General features: G+C 61.8%; 12 protein-coding genes. 6 read left to right on the forward strand and 6 right to left on the reverse strand.

Annotation, left to right across the window (positions count from 1 at the left end):
- Positions 1-57: 57 nt before the first annotated feature.
- The 4 genes from DMZ65_RS15790 to DMZ65_RS15805 are packed head-to-tail and all read right to left on the reverse strand — an operon-like array spanning position 58 to position 12,862.
- Positions 58-699, reverse strand: coding sequence for a 4'-phosphopantetheinyl transferase family protein (locus DMZ65_RS15790; RefSeq protein ID WP_116599839.1), 642 nt, complete (start codon positions 697-699; stop codon positions 58-60).
- Positions 696-5,393, reverse strand: coding sequence for a MupA/Atu3671 family FMN-dependent luciferase-like monooxygenase (locus tag DMZ65_RS15795; RefSeq protein ID WP_116599840.1), 4,698 nt, complete (start codon positions 5,391-5,393; stop codon positions 696-698). Before DMZ65_RS15795 ends, DMZ65_RS15790 begins: the two co-directional genes overlap by 4 nt.
- Positions 5,394-5,417: 24 nt before the next feature.
- Positions 5,418-6,443 carry a glycosyltransferase family 2 protein gene (locus tag DMZ65_RS15800; protein WP_116599841.1) on the reverse strand — a complete coding sequence of 342 codons (1,026 nt, stop codon included), beginning with the start codon at positions 6,441-6,443 and terminating at the stop codon, positions 5,418-5,420.
- Positions 6,440-12,862, reverse strand: a complete 6,423-nt coding sequence (locus tag DMZ65_RS15805) for a type I polyketide synthase (protein WP_116599842.1) — start codon at positions 12,860-12,862, stop codon at positions 6,440-6,442. Before DMZ65_RS15805 ends, DMZ65_RS15800 begins: the two co-directional genes overlap by 4 nt.
- A gap of 457 nt (positions 12,863-13,319) precedes the next feature.
- On the opposite strand from DMZ65_RS15805, the gene xrtD reads away from it, so the two are divergent.
- Both xrtD and DMZ65_RS15815 read left to right on the forward strand, forming a co-directional pair.
- A complete protein-coding gene (gene xrtD / locus DMZ65_RS15810; protein WP_332871582.1) occupies positions 13,320-14,870 on the forward strand; it encodes a VPLPA-CTERM-specific exosortase XrtD in 1,551 nt (516 codons plus the stop codon).
- A 193-nt stretch (positions 14,871-15,063) separates the two neighbouring features.
- Positions 15,064-17,079, forward strand: coding sequence for a hypothetical protein (locus tag DMZ65_RS15815; RefSeq protein WP_116599844.1), 2,016 nt, complete (start codon positions 15,064-15,066; stop codon positions 17,077-17,079).
- A gap of 378 nt (positions 17,080-17,457) precedes the next feature.
- Here the strand turns inward: DMZ65_RS15815 and DMZ65_RS15820 are convergent, their stop codons facing one another.
- The gene (locus DMZ65_RS15820; protein WP_332871583.1) at positions 17,458-17,961 is read right to left on the reverse strand and encodes an SGNH hydrolase domain-containing protein; all 504 of its coding nucleotides are present in this window, start codon (positions 17,959-17,961) and stop codon (positions 17,458-17,460) included.
- 50 nt (positions 17,962-18,011) lie between these two features.
- Positions 18,012-19,460, reverse strand: coding sequence for an O-antigen ligase family protein (locus tag DMZ65_RS15825; protein ID WP_157960655.1), 1,449 nt, complete (start codon positions 19,458-19,460; stop codon positions 18,012-18,014).
- A 237-nt stretch (positions 19,461-19,697) separates the two neighbouring features.
- On the opposite strand from DMZ65_RS15825, the gene DMZ65_RS15830 reads away from it, so the two are divergent.
- The 4 genes from DMZ65_RS15830 to DMZ65_RS15845 all read left to right on the forward strand — a co-directional run bounded on the left by DMZ65_RS15830 (position 19,698) and on the right by DMZ65_RS15845 (position 26,010).
- A complete protein-coding gene (locus DMZ65_RS15830) occupies positions 19,698-20,621 on the forward strand; it encodes a glycosyltransferase family A protein (protein ID WP_116599847.1) in 924 nt (307 codons plus the stop codon).
- 64 nt (positions 20,622-20,685) lie between these two features.
- The gene (locus DMZ65_RS15835) at positions 20,686-21,333 is read left to right on the forward strand and encodes a rhomboid family intramembrane serine protease (protein WP_116599848.1); all 648 of its coding nucleotides are present in this window, start codon (positions 20,686-20,688) and stop codon (positions 21,331-21,333) included.
- Between the two features lie 107 nt (positions 21,334-21,440).
- Positions 21,441-22,742, forward strand: coding sequence for a glycosyltransferase family 4 protein (locus DMZ65_RS15840; protein WP_232825033.1), 1,302 nt, complete (start codon positions 21,441-21,443; stop codon positions 22,740-22,742).
- 379 nt (positions 22,743-23,121) lie between these two features.
- Positions 23,122-26,010 carry a Tn3 family transposase gene (locus tag DMZ65_RS15845; RefSeq protein ID WP_116599850.1) on the forward strand — a complete coding sequence of 963 codons (2,889 nt, stop codon included), beginning with the start codon at positions 23,122-23,124 and terminating at the stop codon, positions 26,008-26,010.
- Positions 26,011-26,016 lie beyond the last annotated feature (6 nt).

The raw sequence follows: 26,016 nt of genomic DNA on the forward strand, positions 1-26,016 counted from the left end.
CAAACCTTGCCGTGGAAGCCCTGTTGAAGTCATGCGTTCGATAAAGGTCAGCCGGTTTCAAGCCAGCCGTACGCAGCTCAGGATCACCCCTTCAGCGACCCGGTGAAGGCCGGTGACATGTCGATCAGGCAGGTCGGCTGAAAATGCCTCTGATCCTGCGTGAATAACAACGTCGTGGAACCGCAGCATCCGCCCGGTCAGCGGGTATTGGGCTTTGTAGACGGCCTCCTTGGCGGAGAAGATTGCCTTGGCGTGGCGTCCGCGGGTTGGTTCGGGCTGGCGCATCAGCCAGTCCACTTCTTGCGGCGTCAGAATGTCGGGCCAGAGATCGGCGTCCAGCGGTGTGTCGTCCTCGATGTCGATGCCAAGGGCTGTTGCCGTGTCGTGGTGGGCGACAACCGCGACGGCCGCCCCGGCGCAATGGGAGATTGATCCGCACAGGCCTTCTGGCCAGACGGGCGCGCGATCATGGCCCATGGGGATGGCCACAGGCGGCAGGCTCAGTTCCGCCATGGCGGCGCGTGCGGCGGCGCGGCCGGCGGCGAATTCCCTGTGGCGTTTTTCGACCATTTTCCGGGTTGCCGCAGTTTCTTCCGCAAATAGCGGGTCGGATATGCCACGGGGGTCGGCGACCCCCACGCCGATACCGGGGCCCGCGCAGGCGCGCAAGGCAGCGGCCAGCGCGGGCAGGTCGGTCATTCGGGCTGCCGGGACCGGCGGGCGCGCATTTCCCGGCGCCGCGCCATGGCATCGGCGCGGGCATTGCCGGTTGCAGGGGCAGAGCCCGCTGTCGCACTGGGCGGGGTTTGCGCCACGGGACTGGCCGATTTGGCAGGTGCCGCGCCACCGCCAAGCTTGCCGTGCACCGCCTCGGCAAGGTCACCCAGAACGGGAAACCGGAAAATATCGGTGATCGACAGTTTGGTGACACCCAGACGGGTGCGGATTTCCCGGTGCGTCTGCACCGCCAGAAGCGAGTGCCCGCCCATATCGAAGAAATTGTCCCGCGCCGAGATATCGCCCACGCCAAGCGTTGCCGCCCAGATGGCCGCGATTTCGGCGGTGACCTCTTCCAGATTGCGGGTTTCGCCTGCTGGCGGCGCAGCACCGTTTCCGGCGGGGGCAGGTTGCGGCGCGGGCCGGGGCGCGGCGGTGCGAACCGGGGCCGGGGGCACGGGCAGTGCCTTGCGGTCCACCTTCTTGTTGGGGGTCAGCGGGAAGGCGTCGAGCGCCACGAAACGCGCCGGGATCATATGCGCGGGCAGATGCTCGGCCAGCGCGGATTTGAGCTTGGCTTCCTCCACCGGATTATCGGTCAGCAGATAGGCCACCAGTTGCTGCATGCCGGGTTGATCCTCGCGCGCGACCACCACCGACTGGCGCACCCCGTCCAGCGTGTCGATGACGCTTTCGATCTCGCCCAGTTCAATCCGGTAACCGCGCAGCTTGACCTGGAAATCCGTCCGGCCAAGGAAATCGAGCGTGCCGTCCATGCGCCAGCGCATCAGATCGCCCGTGCGGTAAAGCCGCGCGCCGTCCCGGTCCGAGAAGGGATCGGGGATGAAACGGTCCGCCGTCAGGTCGGGCCGTTCCCAATAGCCGCGTGTCACCCCGTCGCCGCCGATGAACAGCTCGCCCGCAGCGCCGATGGGCAGGGGTTGCAGCTTGTCATCCAGCACATAGACCTGCGTATTGGCGATGGGGGTGCCGATGCCCACCACGCCAGCGCCGGGCGCGGCCGTCTGGGTGGAGGACCAGATCGTGGTCTCTGTGGGCCCGTACATGTTTTCGATATGGGCGCGGGTCAACCCGCCCAACTCGCCCACCAACGCGCCGGGCAGCGCCTCTCCGCCCACTATCAGATGTTTGACATGGGCCAGCGCGTCACTGGCTTCATCGTTCATCACCAGCATCCGTGCCATCGACGGTGTGCATTGCATATGGGTCACGCCATGCCGGACGATCTGGGCGGCGATGGAATAGTCATCCTCGGCCGGACCTGCGCCTTCATTGGCGATGCGCAGCACCTCTGCCAGCGGTTCCAGCCCGGCAAGGATCGTGTCCACATCGATGCCGTAATCGATCAGGCAGGCAATCTCGGTCACGCCGAAGCTCTTGACCTGCGCAACCCGCGCCAGCGCGTCCTCGACCGTGCCAAACAGCCCGCTATCGTTGAAATAACGCTCAAAAGCGAAATCGAGGATACCTTCCAGTTCCTCTTCGGTCAGCGAACCCAGATCCAGCTGGAAAGCATTGTCCACGCCTTTGGGTTTCTTGAAGGCGGGGAAGGCCCAGGCATATTGCTTGATAAGCCCCGCAGCCGAGCGCAGGTAATCCTTCATCGGCTCGCGCGCGATTTCGCGGGCCTCGTCGCGGGTGTCTGCCAGGAAGCTGTGCAACATCAGCGTCACCTTGAAGCGGGCCGGATCATGCCCGGCTTCGCGCAGCGCCTCGTGGTAAAGCTTGATCTTCTCGCCGACCTCTTCGACGGATTGGCCCAACAGGTGGGTCAGCACATTGCAGCCGTTGCGCCCGGCTTCTTTCCAGGTCTCGGGGTTGCCCGCCGTGGTCACCCACAGATCCGGGGTTTTCGAGATCGGCCGCGGCTGGGTGATGACCGCATGCATCTGCCCGTCCTTGCGGGCAAATTCCACCGGCTCGCCCGCCCATAGCTTGCGCAGATCGGCGATCTGGCGGAACATCGCGGGCTTGTTCTCGGGCGGGGTGTTTTCGGGGCGCAGTACGAAATCATCCGGCTGCCATCCGCTGGCAATGGCCAGACCCGCGCGCCCGTTGGTCAGGTTGTCGATCACCGCCCATTCCTCGGCGATGCGCGCGGTATGGTGCAGCGGCGCCACGCAGGACCCGGCCCGCACGCCGATATTCTTTGTCAGCCCGGCCACTGCCGCGCCGGTGACCGAGGGGTTGGGATAGGGGCCGCCAAAGGCGTGGAAATGCCGCTCGGGTGTCCAGACTGCGCAGAAGCCGTTTTCATCGGCGAATTTCGCGCCTTCCAGAAGCGAGCGATACTTGTCCCGGCCCACGCCATCGTCATTGCCCCAGTAATAGAGACTGAATTCCATACCGCCGAGCCCTGCACCCGAGGGCGCATCGCCGGACACCAATGCGCGGCTTTCATCGCCCGAAAGCACCAGCTTGAAGCCGCGCGCCAGCGTCCAGAAAATCTCCAACACCGAAATGTCGAAGGACAGCGAGGTGACAGCGAGCCAGACCCCGCCGGGCTTGTGATCAATCCGGTCATCCATCCCGGCAAAGAAATTGGCCACGTTGCGATGTTCGACCATCACCCCCTTGGGCCGCCCGGTCGAGCCGGATGTGTAGATCATATAGGCCAGATCCGCGCCCGTAACGCCGCTGTCGGGGGCGGTTTCCGGCTGGGCGCTCAGGTCGGTGGCGATGTCGAGGATTTGCGCGGCGCTTTGCGGCAGGGTGGCGGCCAGTTCGGCATTGGTCACGATCACCGCGGCGTGGCTGTCCTCGATATACAGGGCCGTTCGGTCGGCGGGGTAGGCGGGATCCATCGGCAGGTAGGCCCCGCCGGCCTTCAGGATGGCAAAGGCGGCAACAACCAGCTCTGCCGAGCGCGGCAGGTGCAGCCCGACGATGCTGCCGGGTTTCACCCCCATCGCGATCAGTTGGTGGCCCATGCGGTTGGCTGCCGCGTCAAGCGCGGCATAGGTCAGGCTTTTGCCCTCGAAGGCCAGCGCTTCGGCCTGCGGGCTGCGTGCCGCCTGTGCTTCAAAGGCCTGATGTACGCAGAGATCGGCCTCATAGGGCTTGTCGGTGGCGTTCCAGTCCATGACGACCTGCTGGCGTTCGGCATCGGGCAGGATCGGCAGGGTTGCCGGATCGTCGCTGTCCTCCAGATGCGCCAGAAGATGTGTCAGCCGCGCGGCATAAAGATCAAGCGCCGCGTCGCTGATCCGGGACTTGTCGGCAAAAAGCATCGCCGCTCCGGACCCTATCGCGAAGGTCAGCGCGGTTTGGGCCACGAGGCCTGCTTCGGGATCTTCGGACAGGCCCAGAACTGGCAGGGCGGGGGGCTCGGCACCGGGCAGGCGGGCGATCAGGTCGGCGGCAAAGGGTCCGCGGGCGCGGGCCTCGGCCATGGCGGTGTCCAGCGCAGAGGCCATTTTGGCAAAGCTGTCGCCCTGATCGACGCGCAGCGGCAGCCAGTCGGCAATATAGGCTGCGCCGGGGCCTTGCGGGGCTGGTGCATGCAGCGCCAGATCGACGCGAAACGCCCCGGATAGCCGCGCGCCCAGAAGGGCAAAGGCGGCACGAGCCTTGTCCTGCGGCAACCCTTCGGGCAGAGCCACGGGGCGCGCGATAGGCTGGTGCGGACCGTCAGCGGGCTGCAAGAGGGGCAGGTCGAGCGGGTGTATACCCTCAAGCGTGGCGCGCCATGCGGGATCGGTGGCCGCAAGTGGTGCCAGGGCTTCTGTCAGGGCCGTTTTGGTCTGGGCCGCAAGCGCGGGCAGGATCGCCCCAACGCGAGTGATGTCCTGCGGCGCGGCAGGCGCGCCGTTGCAATCGGTGATCCGGGTCAGGACCAGATCGCCCGCGCCGGTGGCGACGGACAGCATATCGGCATCGGCGGCCAGCACCGCGCCGGGGGCAGCGCCGGATGTGCTGGTGGCCACATGCGCCTCATGTGCCAGCCAGACCCGCCCTCCGGCCTCGAACTTGGAGATGCAGAGCGGATTCCAGTAATCGCCATGATCCAGCGCCCGCACCATCCGCGCCAGATCGGCGGCGGGCCGGGTGAAATCAAGCCGCGCGCCCGCCTCGGGCCGGTCATCGCGGGCGAAATAGCTGCGCCGGGACAGATCCTGAGCCTGCCTTGCAGGATCCGGTTTTGCCAGTTCCGCCACCACGTTGGGGAAGCTGTCGATGGCTGCGGCATAGCATTTGGTGTTGAGCGTCAGCGCCGTATCCGCGTCAGAGACGGGGAAGCGCGCGGTTGCGATCAGGTCGCCCTCGTCCAAGCCGCCCTCGATCATGTGCCAGCTGATGCCGTGTTCGGCCTCGCCTGCCAGCGCCGCCCAGACCGGCGCATTCAGCCCCGCATAGGCAGGCAGCGGCCCGTCATGGAAATTCACCGCGCCGCGTTTGGGCATTGCCAGCACCGCCTGCGGGATGATGTCGAGATTGGCGATCGACAACAGCCAGTCGAAGTCTTGCCCCGCCAGCCGGTCAGCCAGACCCGGCCCGGTCGCCACCACATTCAGACCATGCCCTTCGGCCCAGGCGTGCACATCGGCGTTGCGGGTGATGACGGCGCGGATCGGGTGATCCCCTTCCAGAAGCAGTTCACCGCATTGAATGACAAGGCTTTCGTTGCCGATAATGACAGAGCTAAATTGGGACATGAAAAACAGGCTGCCTTTTGAGAGTCAGGACTGGGAAATGGTATCGCGGCTTTCCTGCACTTGGGACGCGGCGGGCCGCCGCATGAGGGCCCGCATGTCGTGAACGACCATCGTGGTCAGGAAGCCGGGCGTCACTTTGCGTTCGCGACGGGTGACAAGGCAGCGCAGATAATGCAGCCCGCCGCCCAGAAGATGCATGGCGGTGGCACTGGCGGCATAGGCGCGGCCGTAATTCTTGGAAAAATAATGCCAGCGGCTGTCATACCAGTAGGAAGGCATGCGTTTCCACTCTTTCATCCCGGTGGAAACCGATCCGATATGGGTCACCTTGCTGGCGGGAAGGTAATCGGTCCTGTATCCGGCGCGTGCCGCGCGCAGGCAGAGGTCGGTTTCCTCGAAATAGAGAAAAAAGGTTTCGTCGAAGAGACCGATTTCATCCAGCACGCTTTGACGCATCATCATGCTCGCGCCGGCCAACCAGTCCACAGTTTGCGTCTGGGTCGGCGTCTTCACCGGCACCCGGTAGTTTTTCAGAAACCGGCTGACCGGGCCAAAGCGGATCGACCCCTCGAATTCGCTGGCGATCGAGGGAAAGCGAAAGCTCGTCAGATGGGTGTCGCCCTCGGGGCCGTGGATGTAGCTGCCGGCAAAGCCTGCCTTTGGCGTGGCCTCCAGGTGGTTTAGCAGAACGCGGATCGCGTCCGGGGCAGGGAAGGCATCGGAGTTCAGCACATAGACGTAATCAGGGGAGGATCCGTCCGGCAGCCCTGCGCGAATGCCGACGTTATTGCCGGCCCCGAAACCGCCATTGAGACCCGCCTGGATCACCCGGACCCGGGCACCAGCATCCCAGCCCTCGCTGGCGACATGCGCCGAGATCGCCTCGAACGAGCCGTCCTGGCTGTCATTGTCGACGATGATGATCCCGCCGGCGATGCCCTCCATCGCGATGCGCGCTGCGGCGACGGATTTCAGGGTCATTTCGGCGGTCTTGTAGTTCAGCACGATGGTCAGAACCGTCGGCGCTGAAGGGGCGGCAGGCGTCGTCATTCGGCGGCTTCCTTGTAATGCGGCGCTGCCCCCGGTCGGGCGGTTGCCTCGGCCCGTTCCAGAACGCGTTTGATCCGGTTTGCCAGAACCCGCACATTCGGTTCCAGCACCATGGAATCGTGATCGCCCGGCACTTCGAAAATCTCGATGCCAGGGACGTAGCGCGTCCAGTCATTATCGGGGAACATGTAATGCTTGTGCTTGTCCACAAGCCGTCCCGGTGCCACTTCCCAGCGGGCCAGAAGCGGCGGGCGGAAAAGCGTGAGCGGCGCGTCCGAAGACGTGACCTCGTAGCTGCCCACGCTTTGCAGGAAGGCAGCCTCGATCGCGGCGTCGTGGAATTGCGGACCCGTGTTGTCTTCCTCATCCGCCTCGCCGCGGCGCTTTTTCAGCTCCCACGCGATGCGGTTCTTCGCCCAGGTGGTGATATAGCCCAGCCCTTCCTCGCGGAAATTGAGCCAGTTGATCATGATCCGGTCCCGACGCGTCAGAGGTGGGCGCACCGGCAGCGGGGTATCCAGCAGCACGATGGCGGCCACCTCCTCGCCCGCGTCCCGAAGCTGGCGCGCAATCTCGTAGGCGGTGATCCCGCCGCCAGAGAATCCGCCGACCATATAGGGGCCCTTGGGCTGGACCTGCCGCATCTCGGCGATATAGTCGCGTGCGGCCTCGGGAATGTTCCGGTGCGGGTCTTCATCGCCGTAAAGCCCGCGCGCCTGTAGCCCGTAGAAAGGCCGGTCCGTGCCCAGAAGATGGGCCAGATGCCGCAGGTTGAGAACATTTCCGAACATGCCCGCCACCAGGAAGAAGGGCGTACGCGGCCCCCCTTCGCCGGAATGCATCGGCACCAGATGGGTGAACCGGCGTTCGGGCGTTGCGGTCTCCGCGGCAGAAGTAGCACCCTCCTGCCCGGACTCCGCGACGACACCGCGTTCGGCGATCAGGGCTGCGACCTTGCGGATCGTGGGGGCCTCGAACAGGACCGAAATCGGGAATTCCACGTTCCATATCTTGCGGATCTGCGCAAACAGCCGCACCGCGATCAGGGAATGCCCGCCCAGATCGAAAAAACTGTCCTCTGCCCCGATCTGATCGACACCCAGAAGCTCGCGCCAGAAACCGGCAAGCGTGGTCTCGATCGCGCCTTCGGGTTCGACATAATCGCTGTCGAGATCGGGGCGTTCGAAGGTCTGGCCACCGCCGCCGACCTCTTCGGTTTCGCCCGCCTGCGCGATAAGATCCGGCAGGTTCAGGGAACTGACAATGACCTGCGGCGTGTCAAGCGCCAATGCGCGCAGGAACAGATCGCCCCCTTCCTCGGCGCGTATGCCCTGCGAAAGATTGTGGCGCAGCCGTTCCTCGGCAGGTGAAAGCGGGCGCGGTGCCTCTGACGTGGTGGCGGCCCCCGCCTGCATATCCTCGGGCGCGGCGGCAAAGCCTGCGCTGCTTTCCATGCGGCGGATCGAGAAGCCGGTGATCTCGACGCAGATCTCGCCTTCGGGGGTGGCAAGGGTGACGTCGAAACTGGCGATCTCGCCATCGGCGCGGTTCTCGCCCGCGTTGCGCACCCAGCTCAGGACCCGAGGGGGCAGATCGCGATAGACCCGCACCGACCGATAGGACACCGGCACCCACAGATGGGACGGGGTGTAGCCCTCGATCAACTCCATCGCCCAGCCGGTGGCCAGATCCATCAGCCCGGGATGCAGCCGGTAGCCTGCTTCCGGGTCCCCCTCTGCCGCCTCCGGCAGGGCCAGTTCCGCAAGCCCTTCGCCTGACCCCAGCGCTGTCGATTGCAGCACCCGCCAGCGCGGGCCGAATTTCAGATGCGCCTCTTGTGCGCCGCGGATCCAGCCCCCCGGTGCCGCCTGTTTGGGGGTGCCGCAGCGCGCGGCGATGGCTCCGGGATCGATCGGCGCGGGGGCCGCCATGGGCAGAAGCGACAGGCTGGCCTGCGCGTTCATCTCGCGCGCGCCTTCCGGGCCGCTTTCGATCACCATGTCATAGCCGGTGCGGCTGCGCGGCAGGCGCAGATGCACCTCGCGCGTTTCGACCTCGCTTACCGCCAGAGGGCGCAGGAAATAGAGATCGCGGATTTCGAAACCGGCGGTTTCCCCCTGCGCGGCGAGCGCCTCTGCGGCCAGTTCCAGATAGCCCGTCCCCGGCAGAAGCGCATCCCCCGCCCCGGTGCGGTGGTCCCCCAGCACCCAGCGATCGGCCACGCGATACTGCGCCGTGAACAGCCGGTTGCCATCCGCGTCGAAGGTCTTGTCATCCAGAAGGGGCACTTCGGCGGGCAGAACAGGTGCGGCGTCGCGCGCGCCGGTGCGCATGGCCATGGCATCGGCGGCCATGCCCGTATCGGCCCAGATGCCCCAGCCCGTGGCCAGAACCTTTGTCTTGCCGCCCGCGCGGGATTTCGCATAGGCGTTGAGATATTCGTTGGCCGCCACATAATCCACCTGTCCCGCAGGTGCGGTGGCGGTGGAACTGGAGGAAAACAGCACCAGCCAGTCGAGCGTACCGTCGGGGAAGACCTCTTCGAGCACCTTGGTGCCATGCAGCTTGGGGGCGAACACATCCTCGATCTCGGTCATGCTCTTGGTCTGGATCAACCCGTCCTCGATCACGCCAGCGGCATGGATGACACCGTTTACCGGGCCAAGGCGGGTTTCGACCTCGGTGCGCAGCTCGCGCATATCCTCGACATTGCTGACATCGCCTGCAAGGCACAGAACCTCGCCGCCCGCGGCCTCAAGCGCGCGCACGGCAGAAATCCGGCGTTCCAGCGGGTCGCCCGGCGCGGTATTCTCCAGCACCTTGTCCCACTCGGCGCGGTCAGGCAGACCCCCGCGCGCGACCAGCACGATCCGCGCGCCCACCTCGTCGATCAGGCGGCGCGCCAGCGTCAGTCCGATGCCGCCGAACCCGCCGGTGATCAGGTAGATCCCGGCATCCTTCAGCATCGGTTGCGCGGCCTCGGGGGCGGGCAGGGGCTGCGCCCGGTAGCTCATCTCAAATCGTTTCGGACCACGCAGCGCCGCGGTAAGGGCCGCAGGCGGTGCCAGGATCTCTTCCAGCACCGGCGTGACAAAGCCGGACAGATCCACCTTTGCCCGCGCCCCACGCCCCTTGGTCTGCGGCAGGTCAAGGTCCAGCGTGGAAACGGTGACATTGGGGAATTCGCGCCCGATGACACGGGCCGGGCCGATCAGGGTCGCCTTTTCGGGATAGGGCAGCGCCTCGTCCGTCACCTGCGCCGCGCCCGAGCTTAGCACCGTCAGGTGCATCGGATGGCTCAGCCCTTCGTCGCCCATGGCCTGCATCAGGAAGAGCAGACTGAAGAACCCCTGTTCCAGATTGCGGTGAAAGAAGCTTGATCCGGGGCGGAAGCTTTCACGCGAGGTGGCCAGCCAGCCATGCAGGATGCGGGTGGGAAGGATCTCGCGTGCGACCAGATCGGCGATCAACGCATCATAGCTGTCGCGGCCGCGTTCGGGCGACAGGATATAGCCGGTCTCGCCGTCGCGGGCGAAGGTGTCGCCCGAGCGCACGGTCAGCACCGTGTGGCCCGCACCCCGAAGTCGCGTGGCAACCTGATCGGTCAGCCCCGCTTCGTCGGCGAAGACCAGCCAGGTTTCCGGTGTGATTGCGGAAAGATCGCCCGTCACATCGATATCACAGGCGGCATAGCTGGGACGCCACGCCGGACGCCAGCCCCAGTGATCGGGATCCTCGTCGCGCATCAGCCACTGGCTGGTGGTGTCGGTCTGCGTCTTGGTCGCCGGTTCGATGAAATAGGCGCTTTTCTGGAATGCATAGGTTGGCAGCGGCACCCGCAGACGCCGGGCCTCACCCCAGTATTGCGACCAGTCGAAATCGCCGCCAAGCGCCCAGACCCGGCCCAGCATGGCCAGAAAATAGGCATCGTCGGCGGTAGTGTCATCGGGATGGCGCAGCGATCCGATGACCTGGTTGGCGTCCACATCCGGGTGCTGGCCCGCCAGCGAGGCCATTGCCTTGCCCGGCCCCACCTCGATGAAAATGCGGTTCTTGTCGGCCAGCGTGCCGATGCAATCGGCGAAATGCACGGTGCCGCGTAGATGGCTGACCCAATATTCGGGATCGACCGCCTGTTCGGGCGTGATCATCTGACCTGTGCGGTTGGAGGTGAAGGGGATTTGCGGCGCGCTCAGTTGGATGGACCGCAGGTAATCGCCGAATTCCTTCAGGATCGGCTCCAGCATCCGCGAATGTGCGGCAATGTCGATCTGGATGCGCTGGCAATCGATGTCGCGCGTGTTCAGCTCTGCCTCCAGCGCGTCGAGCGCCGCCTGCGGCCCGGTGGCCACCGACAGGCCCGGCGCATTGACAGCCCCCAGATCCAGATCCTCGCCCAGAAGCGGGGTCAGTTCCTCTGCCGAAAGTGCCACGGACAGCATGCCCCCGGCAGGCACCGTGTCGAAAAGGCGCCCGCGCAGATGCACCAGCCCGATGCAATCCTCGAAGGACATCACCCCCGCCACGCAGGCGGCGGTATTCTCGCCCATGGAATGCCCGACCAGCGCTGTGGGTTGCACCCCCCAGCTTATCCAGAGCTGCGCCAGCGCGTATTCGCAGATCATGATCAGCGGGAGTTGTACCGAAGGTTTCTGAAGCCGCACATTGGCCGCGCTTTCCGTGCCCTTCTCCGGCAGCCAGAGGGTGCGGATATCGTAGTCAAGCCGGGGCGCGAGAATTTCCAGCCCCCGGTCCATCCATTCGGCGAAGACCGGCTCTGTCTCATAAAGATCGCGCGCCATGCCGGCATATTGCGCGCCGCCGCCGGGGAACATGAACACCGTATCGGGCCGGTCAAGCGCCACATGGGAAAACACCCGGCGCGGATCGTTCTCTTCCAGCAGGGCCGCGGCCTCTGTATGGGTTTCCGCCACGGCGACGCGTCTGCGTTCAAACGCATGGCGGCCTTCCTTCAGCGTCCAGGCCATATCAGCCAGGTCCTGATCGGGATGCGCGCGCAAATGGGCCGCAAGATTGGCGGCATTGCCTTCCAGCGCAGCCTTTGACCGGGCCGACACGGTCAAAAGCTGGAACGGCCAGTCAGAGGGTTCGGATGCCGCGCGTTCAGGCGCTTCCTCCAGCACGGCATGGGCATTGGTGCCGCCCACGCCCAGAGAGTTGATGCCGGCACGGCGTGGGCCCTTGTGGCTTGTCCAGTCCGACAGTGTGTCATTCACCCGAAAGGGGGAGTGTTCGAAATCGATGGCGGGGTTGGGGGCCTCATAGCCCAGCGAAGGCGGGATCTGCCGGTGATGCAGCGCCAGCGAGGTCTTGATGAGGCTCGCCACGCCCGCCGCGGTATCCAGATGCCCGATATTGGTCTTGACCGAACCCAGCTTGCAAAAGCCGGTCTCCTCGGTGGTCTCGGAAAAGGCCTGGGTCAGGGCGGCAACCTCGATCGGGTCGCCCAGATAGGTGCCGGTGCCGTGGCATTCCACGTAATCGATCGTGTCGGCGCTGACATCCGCCATTTGCAGCGCCTCGGCGATGGCGCCTGCCTGGCCGTCGACGGATGGTGCAAGATATCCCGCCTTGGCCGCCCCGTCATTGTTGATGGCCGTGCCCTTGATGACTGCCCAGATATGATCGCCGTCGCGGATCGCATCCTCCAGCCTGCGCAGCACCACCGCCCCCGCGCCGGAACCGAAAACCGTGCCTTGCGCGCGGTGGTCAAAGGCGTGGCAATGCCCGTCGGGCGACAGCACCTCGCCCTCCTTGTAGATATAGCCACGGTTCTGGGGCAGCTCGATCGTCACCCCGCCGGCGATGGCGGTGTCACACTCGCCGGTCATCAGCGCCTGACAAGCATAATGGGTTGCCACCAAGGAGGTCGAACAGGCGGTCTGCACGTTCACGCTGGGCCCGGTCATGTCGAAGATATGGCTGACCCGGGTGGCAAGGAAATCCTTGTCATTGCCGGTATGGCGCAGCAGGAACATGCCCACATCATCGACAAGATCGCGGTTCGAGCAGATGTTGAAATAGAAATAGCTGCCCATGCCGCAGCCGGCATAGACCCCGATCGGGCCTGCGGCTTTCTTCGGCGGATGGCCGGCGTTTTCCAGCGCCTCCCAGGCAACCTCCAGAAACTGGCGGTGCTGCGGATCCATGATGGCGGCTTCTTTGGGCGACATGCCGAAGAACTCGGCATCGAATGTCTCGAACCTGTCGAGCGGTGCGGCCGCAGGCACGTAATCGGGCCGCTCCAGAAGATGCGGCTGCTCGCCTGCGGCAAGCAACTCTTCACGACTGTAGTGACGGATGGATTCAATGCCGTCGCGAAGATTGGTCCAGTAAGCTTCAGGCCCATCCGCGCCCGGCAGATGCGCGGCCAATCCTATGATCGCAATATCATTCATGAACTACGGCTCGCTTGTAACAATACCAAACTAGGGCATCAATATCGTAAATTATACACTTATGAGCCCTCATGATGAATGTCCCCGGACGGCACCCCGGATCTCGATTGCTCGGTTCTGTACTATCATGCTGCACCAATTGTGCCACTGGCTAACGTCAAAGCGAGGTAACTTCGCGCTGGACATGTACATAAAACGATCACGGCACTGCGGGCAGGTCAGTTAGGCCCGATCATGTGCGAGTATCGGGGGCGTGCCCATCGAAATCAATCAGCGGCCTCCATGTTTCGTCGATGTGGTATACTCACTGAAGATTGCACTGACGCCGAAGATGCAAGCTTGATCTGTGCCAGACGTCTTTGTAGGGATCGGAGATTGGAATTTTTGAAGATTATGGGTTTCAGGTATGTCATTTTCAGATAGTGCAGCAGATTCCAAAATCAGGCTCGGAAGTCTCGTGAATTGGGGCATGTTCTGGCTGATCGTGGCCACGCTTGCCGCCCTGGTCTTTTTTGACGATGGGGTCAGGGCGCTTCTCGAGGCCTGGAAACTGCCCGAATACAGCCATGGCCCGCTTATTCCCGTCCTGTCCGCGTTGCTGTTTTTGCGCCAATTGAAGACAGTTCCGGAAAATCACGGCGATGCGGACCGGCGCTGGATCGGTGTTGTCCTCGTCGTGATCGCACTGCTGTTCGGGCTTCTGGGCAAGCTCGCCACGATTTCCGACATAGTGGCCTATGCGATGATCCTGTGGGTGGGCGGTGTGCTGCTGATCAGCTTTGGCTGGTCCACGGGCAAGCATTTCTGGCCGCCGGTCCTGCATCTGGTCTACATGCTGCCGCTGCCGGGGGTTCTTTACTACAAGCTGACCACCTGGCTGCAATTCGTGTCCTCGGAGTTGGGGGTCTGGTTTCTCAAACTTCTGGCGATTCCGGTCTTCCTCGACGGCAATATCATCGATCTGGGCGTCACCAAGTTGCATGTGGCCGAAGCCTGTTCTGGACTGCGCTACCTGTTTCCGATCCTCAGTTTCTCCTACGTCTTTGCGGTGCTCTACCGGGGCCCCACCTGGCACAAGGCGATCCTGCTGATCTCTGCCGCGCCGATCACGGTGCTGATGAATTCCGTCCGGATCGCGGTGGCCGGGTATATCGTGAACACCTGGGGCCTGGAATGGGTGGACGGGTTCAGCCATTTCTTCGAAGGCTGGGTGATCTTCCTGATCTGCATCCTACTTCTGTTCGGGCTGGCGCGGATCATGCTGCTGTTCAACCGCAAAAAAATGACGCTTGTCGATGCGCTTGATCTCGACACCCACGGATTGGGCACGCAGGCCATGCGGCTGCGTCTGGTGCAACCCTCTGCCGCGCTGATTTCGGCGGCGCTGATTTTCCTGGTCGCGGCCGGTGCCTGGCAGGTGCTGCCGTCGCGCGGAGAACAGCTTGCCGCGCGTGACAGTTTCGCCGTGTTTCCCCGTCAACTGGGAGACTGGCACCAGCAGGGCCCGCGGCAGTTCCTGTCTCCGGGGGTCGAGCAGGCCTTGGCGGCGGATGATTACCTGCAGATCGACCTGGTGCGTGACGATGCGACCCCGCCAATCGGGCTGTTCATGGCCTGGTACAACGACCAGAGCCAAAATGGCGTGCATTCCCCCGAGATCTGCTTGCCGGGGGCAGGCTGGGAAATCGCCTGGCTGGAACGGACAGACATCACCGCACAAATGAACAGCGCGATGCCGTTCAACATCAACCGGGCGATCATCCAGAAGGGTGAGCTGCGCATGATGGTCTATTACTGGTTCGAACAGAAAGGCCGACGCATCGCCTGGGACTTCGCCGCGAAATACTGGCTGATGGTGGACGGCATCCGCACGGGCCGAACCGACGGCGCGTTGGTGCGTCTGACGACCGTCATTTCGTCGGGCGAACCCGATGCCGCGGCAGAGGAGCGTCTGCAGGATGCCCTAGAGGACCTTCAAGGCGTCTTGCCTCGGTTTGTCCCGCTCTGACCTAGGGGTTAGCCCCCAACTGGGCCGTTTCTCGCCGACACCTGACCCATTTTTGTTGGAACGTAATTGACAGCGGGAGGCTCGACCAGCGACGAATATCGTTAGAAACGTTTCGGAGGTGAACACTCGCAACGATTATGGTGGAGGCCGACCCGTTGCAATGGCCGCTCTCTTCAGCAGCATAAGGTAAATCATGACGCCCATCACTTCCAAAAGCTTCGGAAACGGATCGACCGTCGCGACTGACGACATGATCATCAAGGCCTGGGGGCTGATGTCCGATGGCGGCACGATTTGGGACGAAGACCCGACACCAGAGGTGAGTGTCACGATCAACATGACCCGCAGCGATCACCGTGTCGCGCCAGAGGCCGTTTTCTTCGATACGGACCTTTCCGGTTTCGACACGAATACCGCATCAGGGATTGAGGATTACGATCCCAGCTATCACGACAAGGTATATCTCTGGGACTATGGCGAGAGCTACCGCTACACCGCCCCCACGCAGGTGATTGCGATGGATGCCGCAGATGGCGGCAACCGCACCGACAGCCGCTACAGCCGCGGTCCCCTTGGGGCGCATGTCTTCAGGACACCGGGACAACACACGGTTCGTCTGGTCGTGATCGAACCATCATCTGGCAAGGTCGGTTTCGGAACAATCCAAATTTCCGTCGGAGATCCCGATGCGTTCCACGCAGGGCGCAGCACGCTTTTCGTGGATACGACTGGCGGCTTCAGAAATGCTCCGGACGGAGCGCAGAGGTTCAAAAGCCTCACATCTGCCTTTGCGGCCCTCAATGCGGCAGTGACACCGCACCGGATCGTCATGGAGCGAGGACAGACACATACGATCAGCGAGCCGTTGGTCTTCCGCCCTCCTGCCAACGCAGCCGGCGTCAGTCTTCGCATCGAGGCACTTGCGGGCACCGACGCGCGGCCCGCCATCAAGGCCAGCGACAATTTTTCTGGTGACCAGCTTATCCTGGACCGGACCTATTTCGACGGAAGCGGATTCGATGCCGGTTCCACCTTCAAGGGGCTCGAACTTCGTGGCACCTGGGATGTGACAACCGAGACCGGGGATTGGGGAATAAACGGCATAACCTTCGGGGATTTCAAGGCAAATCATTGCTTGATGGATGATTGCGTGATTATGAATGTAAATACGGGCGTTCGCACCCTCAACCTAAGGGCGGCTATACGAAACAACAGAATAATCTGTGTCAACGACACGATTGTTTCGGATTGGTCGAATTACGGGTGGTTGGACGGTGAGCATTCCCACACATGCATCTTGGGGTCACGGTTTGCGCAAAATCCCGATGCCATTTCTGGGGGAGATCAAGGTGGCGGGCACAATAATCACGGTCCTTACCGTGTCGGTGCGCCAAATACCACGATACTTCTGGCTAGTGACTTTTTTTCCGCAACCGGATGGAGTTTGATCCGTTCAATCCGGGCAGTTCAACCCGCCATTCGCTGGAATACATCGCCTGCCAAGGGGCTAAGTTCTCAGCTGAACATGCAAAACTGCGCAGCTGAAAGTGCCGACGCACCTATTGTGATCTCCGCAGCATCTGCGAATGAGAGCAGTCGCGTGGTCAACGCAATCATTGAAGGCACGCTCGTAATCGGGGGCTTCAATGCCAGAAGATTGATCGGTGTGACACACGGTGGCTTAACCATTCGCAACAACGTGCTTGTGTTTTCAAACACTGAATATGACGCGACGCCAATTGGGGGGCAGTCACGACGCCCAGACGCTTTTGTGAGAACGCCAACAAACGGTGTCGGTGGCGGCACCGATACTGTAAATCTGACTGCCCCGATGAACATCTACAACAACACGCTCATCAACCTGTCGGATGCTGGCACTGCGGATGTGTATCAAGACGTCAAGATGGGTTTTGAGACGTGGAACGTCGTCAATAACCTCATTCACGAGCCAAATGCCGGGACGCCCAACACGCCATATACGCCTTTGACTTCAAGCGTGGCGTTCACTCCACGATACAAAGGCTACCGGCCAGATGCTTCCACACTTTACACTGCATATGCAAATCCAACAGACAGCGCCTCGATCTGGGCACCTGAAATCGGTTCACCAGCGCTCGGCGCAGCTCTGAAGGATCCCAACGCTTGCACTGACTTTCGGGGGAACCTGCGGCCGGAACCGCCTTCAATCGGGGCAGTGGAGGCCGACTGACTCATATTGTTTGAACAATAGATCGAATAGGGCCCGAACAGGCCACCCCATCCGCGCTGCCACTGTAAGCGGCGAGAGACCTGGACCACACGACACATTTTTGAGGTTATGGCCACGCGCACAGCCCCCGAATAGCGCAGCGGGTGGCCATAACCGGGTCTCAGGTCTCAACAGTGGCCTTCTTCCCAGCTTCCTGTTCCTTGATCATCGCAATGATCTGTTCATCCGTGAACCGTGCTTTCATTTGTCCGTTCTTTTGTTGGGGGAACGCTACACAAATCTGGAGGAGTTCTAGGGGCCGAGGTCACCGGCTGCACAGAGTGTTCGTGTAATAGACGTTATGTTATTTATGAGAGGCCGCTACCCGCGGGCACTCCGTCAGGATCCAGCCTCCAGGGTCAACACCACCCGGCGTGCGGCGGTCATGCTGATATGGGAACCGTTAAAGTACAGCACCTCATCATCACTGACGATCGGACAGATCTCCGGCCCACACAGGATCGGGGTCAGGACAATCCGGGTCACGGTGTCGTCGGCCAACAGGGCGTCAAGAATATCCTTGTTAGCCGCCTGACATCTCGGGCGGCTTTGCAGGTATACACCGGGTGTTGGCGGGCAAGCCGAGCCCGTGATCTGCCGTACGGCACGCCCAGATAGGGCTGCGCGCTCGCTCCAGGCATAGGTCAGTTCGACTCCATGGCTGTCTCCCCAGATAACCGTATCGGGTGCTACGCCCGCAGCGCCCAGAACACAGGTTGCGTCATAGCGCATGTCCTGCGCGGCAGCGCAGCGGGGAAGGCGTGAAAAATGACGATGGCCCCAACAGCCACGGCCCGCAGCCCCTAATGTCCTGACGATATCGGCTACCCTGGTGCGCCATATGGCCCCCGCCTCACTCTATAGCATCTCACCTATAACACCTCTATCGCTTCTCACGGACCTGCCCGTATTGACTTGCGTCGGGCCCGCCGTCCCGAAGCGGGCGTCCGGTTGCTGGCAAAGCGCGTATAATGCGAGACCGGAGCATCCGGCGCGACCACGTCGGCTTCGGCCTTGTTGGCCTCAGTCCGTGTCAACATGAATCCAGCCAGCGCCCCGAACATCACCCAGCCTGCTGGCGTCAGGCATGTCGTCGGGATCATGTAGATCAGGTTCCCGGTGGTGATGGCCATCAGAGCAAAGGTTTCGGGAGGTATTTCTTTCCGGCGCCAGACGCCGATCACAAACATGGCGGGCAAGGTCAGGACAGAAAACAGGCCCAGATAGCCGTACCACCCGTTTTCGGTGATCGCCTGGATCCACACGCCCTCCTGGATGGTGATCATTTCCCCGCGTTCGTTATAAACATGGTTGCGGCCCCATTGGCCCCATCCGGTCACCGGCTTTTCCAGCGCACGAGCCAGAGATATATCTTCGTTGCGCAGACGATAGTTCAACGATCTTGACCGCTCCTCGGACACTGCCGCTGCGGCTGCGGATATCTGTTCGACCGGGACAAGACCTGTGCCTCGGAAAATGGGAAACAGAAAGACCATGAATCCGATACACATGGCAAACAGGATCTGTATCCATCGCCCCGTCCCTAAATAGACCACCACCACAAGCACGCAGATTGCCGTGGCACCCAGATTGTTGCTCATGAACAAGATGAGTGTCAGCCATATCGCTGCAATCAGCCATTTGACTCCCTGCCCCGCCTTCCACAAGCCTAGCGCTGCAATGACGCAGACACAGACGAAGAAGCCTACGAAGAGTCCATGATACAGAAACATCATCGGACGGTAACCATCGCGAATATGCTGCAGGAAAGAATGTTGATGGAAACCGTAGATCCAGCGGTGCAATTGCGGGCTCAACCGCATTTCGACCAGCATCAGCACGGAATAGATCAGGCCCATGATCACAAAGGCCACGAGAATCTTCCGATGTGTCTCCGGGCTCGCCAGATAGCGCCGCGCAAAATAGTAGGGTACGAATGCCAGTAAAGCGCTCAACGTCTGGCTCACACCGTCCTTTATCTGCAAGCCCGGAAGCGAGGTGGGACCAAACTGCAAGGGTTCTTGATTGTTCAGAACAGTCAGAAATGGCGCACTGAACATCATGATGATCCCCACGCGTAGCAGCAATCGCAGTAGCGGGGCCTCGGTTTCTGCGGGCGCGGACTTCAGAGACGACCGGTTGATTGCAAAAATGATCAGCACACCGATCGAGATGGCCACTGTCTTATCCAGATCAGGCAAGGCAGGAAGTTTGATCGCGAAGGCTTCGGGCAGGAACAGGTAAGGCACAAGGACGCCCCAGATCAACGCCTGCTGAAATGGCAGCTTCCGTCCGACAAAGAACGCGCACAGGGGCCAAATCAAAAGAGCAAACGTCGGCACAGACCAAACCTATAATTTTCAGACCCCACCCCCAATACCAGACAATTTCGGGAGACGTATACCCTTCTTCACGACGCCCCCTGATGGGTTGGATCTGCCACTGCATTAACCACTCGGCCACAAAAGCGACGGTCGCGCGGGCATCGCGGCGTTGACGCAGCCACCGCCCTTGCGACGTACCGATGATTTAAGGCACAACACACGGGAATGTCCCGGCAATAGCAAAGCAGTCAGATCATGCCCGACCCCCGAAGCTACGTCTTGATCTCTCCCTGCCGGAACGAGGCAGACTACATGCGCCGTACGCTTGACAGCGTCGTGGCCCAGACCGCCCGGCCGACGCGCTGGATCATCGTGGATGACGGCTCTACCGATGCGACGCCGCAGATCCTTGCGGAATATGCTGCGCAGCATGACTGGATCACCGTGGTTCCCAAGCCCGACCGCGGCCACCGCGCCGTAGGTCCCGGCGTGATCGAGGCGTTCTACGCGGGCTATGACACGATCACACCTGCGGATTATACCTATCTGTGCAAGCTCGATCTCGATCTCGATCTGCCACATGGCTATTTCGAGGGGCTGATGGAACGCATGGAGGCTGATCCGCGCATCGCCTCTTGCTCTGGCAAGGCCTATTTCGAGGATGAAGACGGGCAGATGGTGTCGGAAAACATCTCAGACGACATGTCCCTGGGGATGACCAAGTTCTACCGCGTTACCGCTTTCGAGGCATTGGGCGGCTTCGTGCGCGAAGTGATGTGGGACGGGATCGACTGTCACAAGGCGCGGATGCTGGGCTGGAAGGCCGTCAGCTGGGACGTGCCGGAACTGCGCTTCAACCACCTGCGCCCCATGGGATCAAGCCAGACCGGCATATATACCGGGCGGCGGCGGCACGGGTTCGGACAGTATTACATGGGAACGGGACCGCTGTTCCTGCTGGCCTCGGCGGTCAACAAGATGCGCCAGAAACCCTATGTGCTGGGCGGGCTGGCCATCGTTCAGGGCTACCTTGGCGCCCTGCTGCGCAGAGAGGAACGTCACGGCGATGCCGAGCTACGCGCCTTTATCCGGGCCTATCAACGCCGGGCGCTGATGGTGGGCAAAGCGCGCGCCGTGGCCGAGGTCGAAGAGGCCCGCGCGCCGCTCTGGACCGCCTGATCCGTCCGGGCGGGCCCGTTTGTTTCGGCTTGCCAAGCCACCGGAAACAAGGTCTTTCTTTTGCATGTTATGGCCAGAACGCCTTTACCAGAGCCGGATACGGAACCTGTGGTTCCCTGTTACGATCATCGTACTGTGCTGCGGCGTTGAGGCCACCCTGCAAATCGCAGACTGGCTCGATCTTGGCCCCCGCCTGCGCGCGACGGCTTATGAGAACGGCGGGTTCTGGGCAGGCCTTCTCAGGAATTGGCAGGCCAATTACGCCGCGCAGCCCTATACGATGTTTCTCACCCACGGGTTCCTGCATGGCGGCCTGATACATCTGGCGGTCAACATGGTTACGCTGTGGTCTTTGGGCCGCGAGGTCATTGCACGGGTCGGAAACTGGGGCTGCGCGCTTCTCTATTTCGGCGCGATGATCGGAGGCGGCGCGGGGTTTGCGGCACTGGCCACCGGGCCGGCCCCCATGGTCGGTGCCTCGGGCGCGCTGTTCGGGCTGGCCGGCGGGTTGCTCGCCTGGGCCTATGTGGATCGCTACACGTTGCAGGAAACGCTCTGGCCGGTGCTGCGCGCCGCGGCAATGCTGGCGACGCTGAACCTGGTGCTGTGGTGGGCCATGGACGGACAACTGGCCTGGCAGACCCATCTCGGCGGCTTCGTGATCGGCTGGGTGCTGGCTTTGCTGATTGATCCGCGTCCGCGGACGGACTGAACCGGCAGGACGATCCTCAAGATCGGTCGAGGTCTGCGATATTTGGTCCTTCTGCCATTGTGCCAATCATGCTATCCGCGCTGCGGCGCTGCAGAAAGGAAAGACCCGTGACACAGGACCAGACCGATCATGCTTTGGCGTCTCGGCCACGCGTTCTCGTGATTGCCGAGGCGGCAAACCCCGAATGGGTCAGCGTTCCGCTGGTGGGTTGGTCCCTCAGCCACGCGCTGCGTGAGGTTGCCGATGTGCATCTGGTTACGCAGATCCGCAACCGCGAGGCCATCCTCAGGGCCGGCTATGTCGAGGGAACGGATTTCACCGCGATCGACTCCGAAGCGATCTCGCGCCCCATGTACCGGATCGCGCAGGTTCTGCGGATGGGCAAGGGCAAGGGCTGGACGATGGTCACGGCCATCAATGCCCTCAGCTATCCCTATTTCGAACGCCTGGTCTGGAAGCGTTTCGGCCCGGATATTCGCGCCGGGCGCTACGACATCGTCCACCGGGTCACGCCCCTTTCGCCGACCACCGTTTCGTCCATCGCTGCGAAATGTGCCGCCGCCGGCGTGCCCTTCATGGTGGGGCCCCTCAATGGCGGTGTGCCCTGGCCCAAGGGCTTTGATGCGGAACGCCGCCAGGAACGGGAATGGTTGTCCTATGTCCGGAACACCTACAAGCTGCTGCCGGGGCGGCGGCGGATGCTGAAGGCCACGACGGCCTTCCTTGCGGGTTCGCGTCATACCGCGAGCGAGATCCCTGACAGCTATCAAGACAGGGTGTTTTACCTTCCCGAGAATGCCATCGACACCAAACGGTTCACCCGTACTGCCGAACAGAACACCGATGGCCCGCTGCGTGCGGTCTTTATCGGGCGGCTTGTGCCCTACAAGGGTCTCGACATGGGGATCGAGGCAGCCCGTGCGCATCTGGCCAGCGGGGCCATGCGGCTCGACGTGATCGGGGATGGCCCGATGCGCCAGAAACTCGAAGCCCAGGTCCGCAAAGCAGGGCTTGAGGCGGCGGTGACCTTCCATGGGCAGATCTCGCACGAGAGCGTCCAGGACATCGCGGTGCAGTCCAATATCCTGCTCTTCCCGTCGATCCGGGAATTCGGCGGCGGCGTCGTGCTTGAAGCGATGTCACTGGGCGTGGTTCCGGTGATTGTCGACTATGCGGGCCCGTCCGAACTTGTCACCCCCGAAACCGGCTTTGCCGTGCCGATCGGCTCACGGGCAGAGATCATCGCCGCGTTGCGAAAGACGCTGGATCAAGTGCTGGGGGATCGCAGCCTTTTGCCCGCCATGGCAGAACGCGCGCGCAAGCGGATTTTCGACGAATTCACCTGGCCTGCAAAAGCCCGCAAGGTCGCCCATGTCTACGCCCGGGTTCTGGCAAACAGAAAGATCTGACCCGACGCCGTGGGCACATCAAGAGCGCATCACAATAGTATGGGGTGATGCCGTGTCATGGTGCCGATCACGGCAAGACCCCGCGCCGGATCAGTCCCCTGTCTGTGCCTGCAACCATTCAAAGCCTGTGACGATATCGTCTGCAAGTTCGGCGTCGCCGACGCCCTGACCTGTCATCCCCGTTCCTGGCGCAAAACCCTGGGTCCATCGGCATAAAGGTACGCGAGGTCCCACAGGAATGTTCGTGTTTTCAGTCCCTTTGGATTTAGCCTGGCTGGCCCGAAGCTGCGTATTTGGGCTTTTGAGAGAACATGTTGAGAACAAAAGGCTGATTGACGGTCAGAGCTGATGTTGGATGATGCTTGCGTCTGGAGGTGTCATGACAGAGCAAGCATTTGCCTCGGTGTGGGGGCTTTCGTATTCTGATTTTGAATTTCTCAATCGGTTCGGGGCGAAGTCTCGGGTAGCGATTGCATGCCAGCTCCTCTTTTTTCGCCAACATGCAAGGTTTCCTGCCGACCGCAGTGATCTTGACCCTGATGTGATCGCGTACGTTGCGGATCAGATTGGGGCGACAGACGATCTTTCCTACTCATTTTCCAGTGATACCGCGCGACGGCAACGTGCGGGCATTCTCGATTTTCTTGGATTTCGTCGAGCTTCTGATCGTGACCGCGCCAATCTCCAGGCCTGGATGATTGAGCAGCTTGGTGGGCAGGACCTGACCTTGGCAGACTGGATCGAACGTGGTTTTGACCAGGCGCGGCAGCTGGGCGTTTTTATCCCGTCAGACAAGCTCATGGAACGCCTTGCCCGCGCTGCCCGCCGGGATTTTCGCGATGGTTTTCTGATGCGTGTAGGTGCGCTGCTCCACGCCGAAACCATTGAGCAACTAGAATGGGCGCTCTCGGAGCCTTTGGCCGATACGGGGTTTCAGCGACTGAAGGATGATGTGGGCGCGGCAACGCTGGAAAGCGTGTTGCTGGCAGCTAGGAAGGTGTCCTTTGTCGATGGTCTCGATCTACCAATGGCTGTTCTTGATAGGGTCGAGCGGGGATGGATTGCGCGGCTTGCGCGTCAGGTAGAAGGTGAAACCGCCTCGGAAATGCGCCGTCATGCCCCCGAGAAGCGCCTCGGACTTCTTGCGGTCTACCTGATGCATCGCCGCTCGCAGCTGATCGACGGCCTCATTGATTTGCTGTTAGAGGTGGTTCATCGTCTGGGAACACGATCGCGCCGCAAGGTCATTCAGGGCATTGCGGCCGATATAGGCGCGGTTCACGGCAAGGAGCGGTTGCTTGTCGAGATCGCCATGGCCGCGTTGGATCATCCCGAGGGCCGGATTGAAGACGTTATCTTCCCTATCGCTGGAGCGGGTAAGCTCCGGGCAGTCATTGACGAACATCGCGCCAAGGGTACCTTGGACACGCGCATCCAACAAACCATGCGCAACTCATATGCCAGTCACTACCGCCGCATGTTGCCACCGTTGCTCCGGGCTTTGCGATTTCGGTCGAACAACGCAATGTGGCATCCAATAATATCCGCCTTGGATCAGATTATCCGGTTTGCCGAGGCTGGTCGCCGGGTGGTTTCTGAAGATGATACTCCAGCAGGGATTATCCCCGGGAAATGGCGCAACACAGTCATTGACGAGAACGGCCGGGTCAATGTTGTGTCCTTTGAGCTCTGTGTGCTGACGCAACTGCGGGAACGCATCCGTGCCAAAGAAATCTGGATTGAGGGCGCGGACCGGTACCGCAATCCGGATGATGATCTGCCGGGGGACTTTGCCGCGCGCCGAGACGCCTACTATGCCGATCTGGGGCTGTCACGTGACGCGCAGAGCTTTATCGCGGGCGTGAAGGCGGACCTGGAACAGGAGCTTCACCTGCTGAGTGCAACCTTGCCTGACAATGACAAAGTGCGCCTGCGGTGGGGCGGGGAGAACCGGATTTCCGTAACGCCGCTGGCGCCGGCTCCAGAGCCGGCTGGTCTGGCGACGCTGAAAGCCGAGGTTGCCCGGGCTTGGCCGATGACCGGGCTTTTGGATGTTCTCAAGGAAACCGCCCTCAACACAGGGTTTCTGAACAGCTTTCAGACCTCGGCCAGCCGGGAGGCTTTGCCAGCTGTCGTGCGAGATCTACGCTTGCTACTCTGCCTTTACGGCTTGGGAACCAACGCGGGCTTGAAACGCGTGGCCGCCGGTTCTCCCGATGTCAGTTATGACGAACTCTTGCATATCCGGCGGCGCTATATTGACCCTGCTTCCCTCAAGGCGGCATGCGCGCAGGTTGCCAATGCGACGCTGGAAATCCGCAACCCGGAAGTTTGGGGTGCGCCGGGCACGACCTGTGCTGGGGATTCCACCAAGTTCGGAGCGTGGGACCGCAACCTGATGACGGAATGGCATGCGCGCTATGGTGGACGCGGCGTCATGATTTACTGGCATGTCGAGCGGCAGGCAACTTGCATTTATTCGCAGCTGAAACGCTGTTCGTCTTCCGAAGTGGCCGCCATGATTGAGGGCGTCTTGCGGCACTGCACTGATATGGAAATCCAGCGGCAGTATGTAGACAGCCACGGACAAAGCGCTGTCGGCTTTGCTTTTTGCCATCTTCTGGGATTTGAGCTTGCGCCACGTCTCAAAGCTATCGCGCGCCAAAAACTCGCCCTTCCGAGTGCGGGAATGCGAGAGCAACTGCCTAATCTGTTGCCAATTCTGTCAGGCGTGATCGATTGGGGTGAGATCGAACGCCAGTATGATGAAATGGTCAAATACGCAGCCGCCATGCGGCATGGAACGGCTGACCCGGAGGCCATCCTGCGCCGGTTTGCGCGATCGGATGTGATGCACCCCACCTACAAGGCGCTCGCCGAGCTTGGCCGCGCCATCAAGACGATATTCCTGTGCCGATACCTTCGGTCCGAGGCGTTCCGCCGGGAAATTCACGAAGGGCTGAACGTCGTGGAAAACTGGAACAGCGCCAACAGCTTCGTGTTCTTCGGCAAGGGCGGCGAAATCGCAACCAACCGTGTGCGGGACCAGGAAACCGCCGCGCATGCGCTGCACCTGTTACAGTCGTCATTGGTCTACGTGAACACGCGAATGGTGCAATCCGTCCTGCGTAACCCCAATGTGGTCGCACGCTTGTCCCCAGAGGACTATCGCGGCCTGTCACCGCTCATCTATCTACACATCAACCCTTATGGCCGCTTCGAGGTCGATCTGGATAAGCGGATCGATTTTGGACCCTTGGCCGCATAGAGGCGC

Origin of the sequence: Primorskyibacter marinus, assembly GCF_003313245.1 — a bacterium.
Classification (GTDB): Bacteria; Pseudomonadota; Alphaproteobacteria; order Rhodobacterales; family Rhodobacteraceae; genus Primorskyibacter; species Primorskyibacter marinus.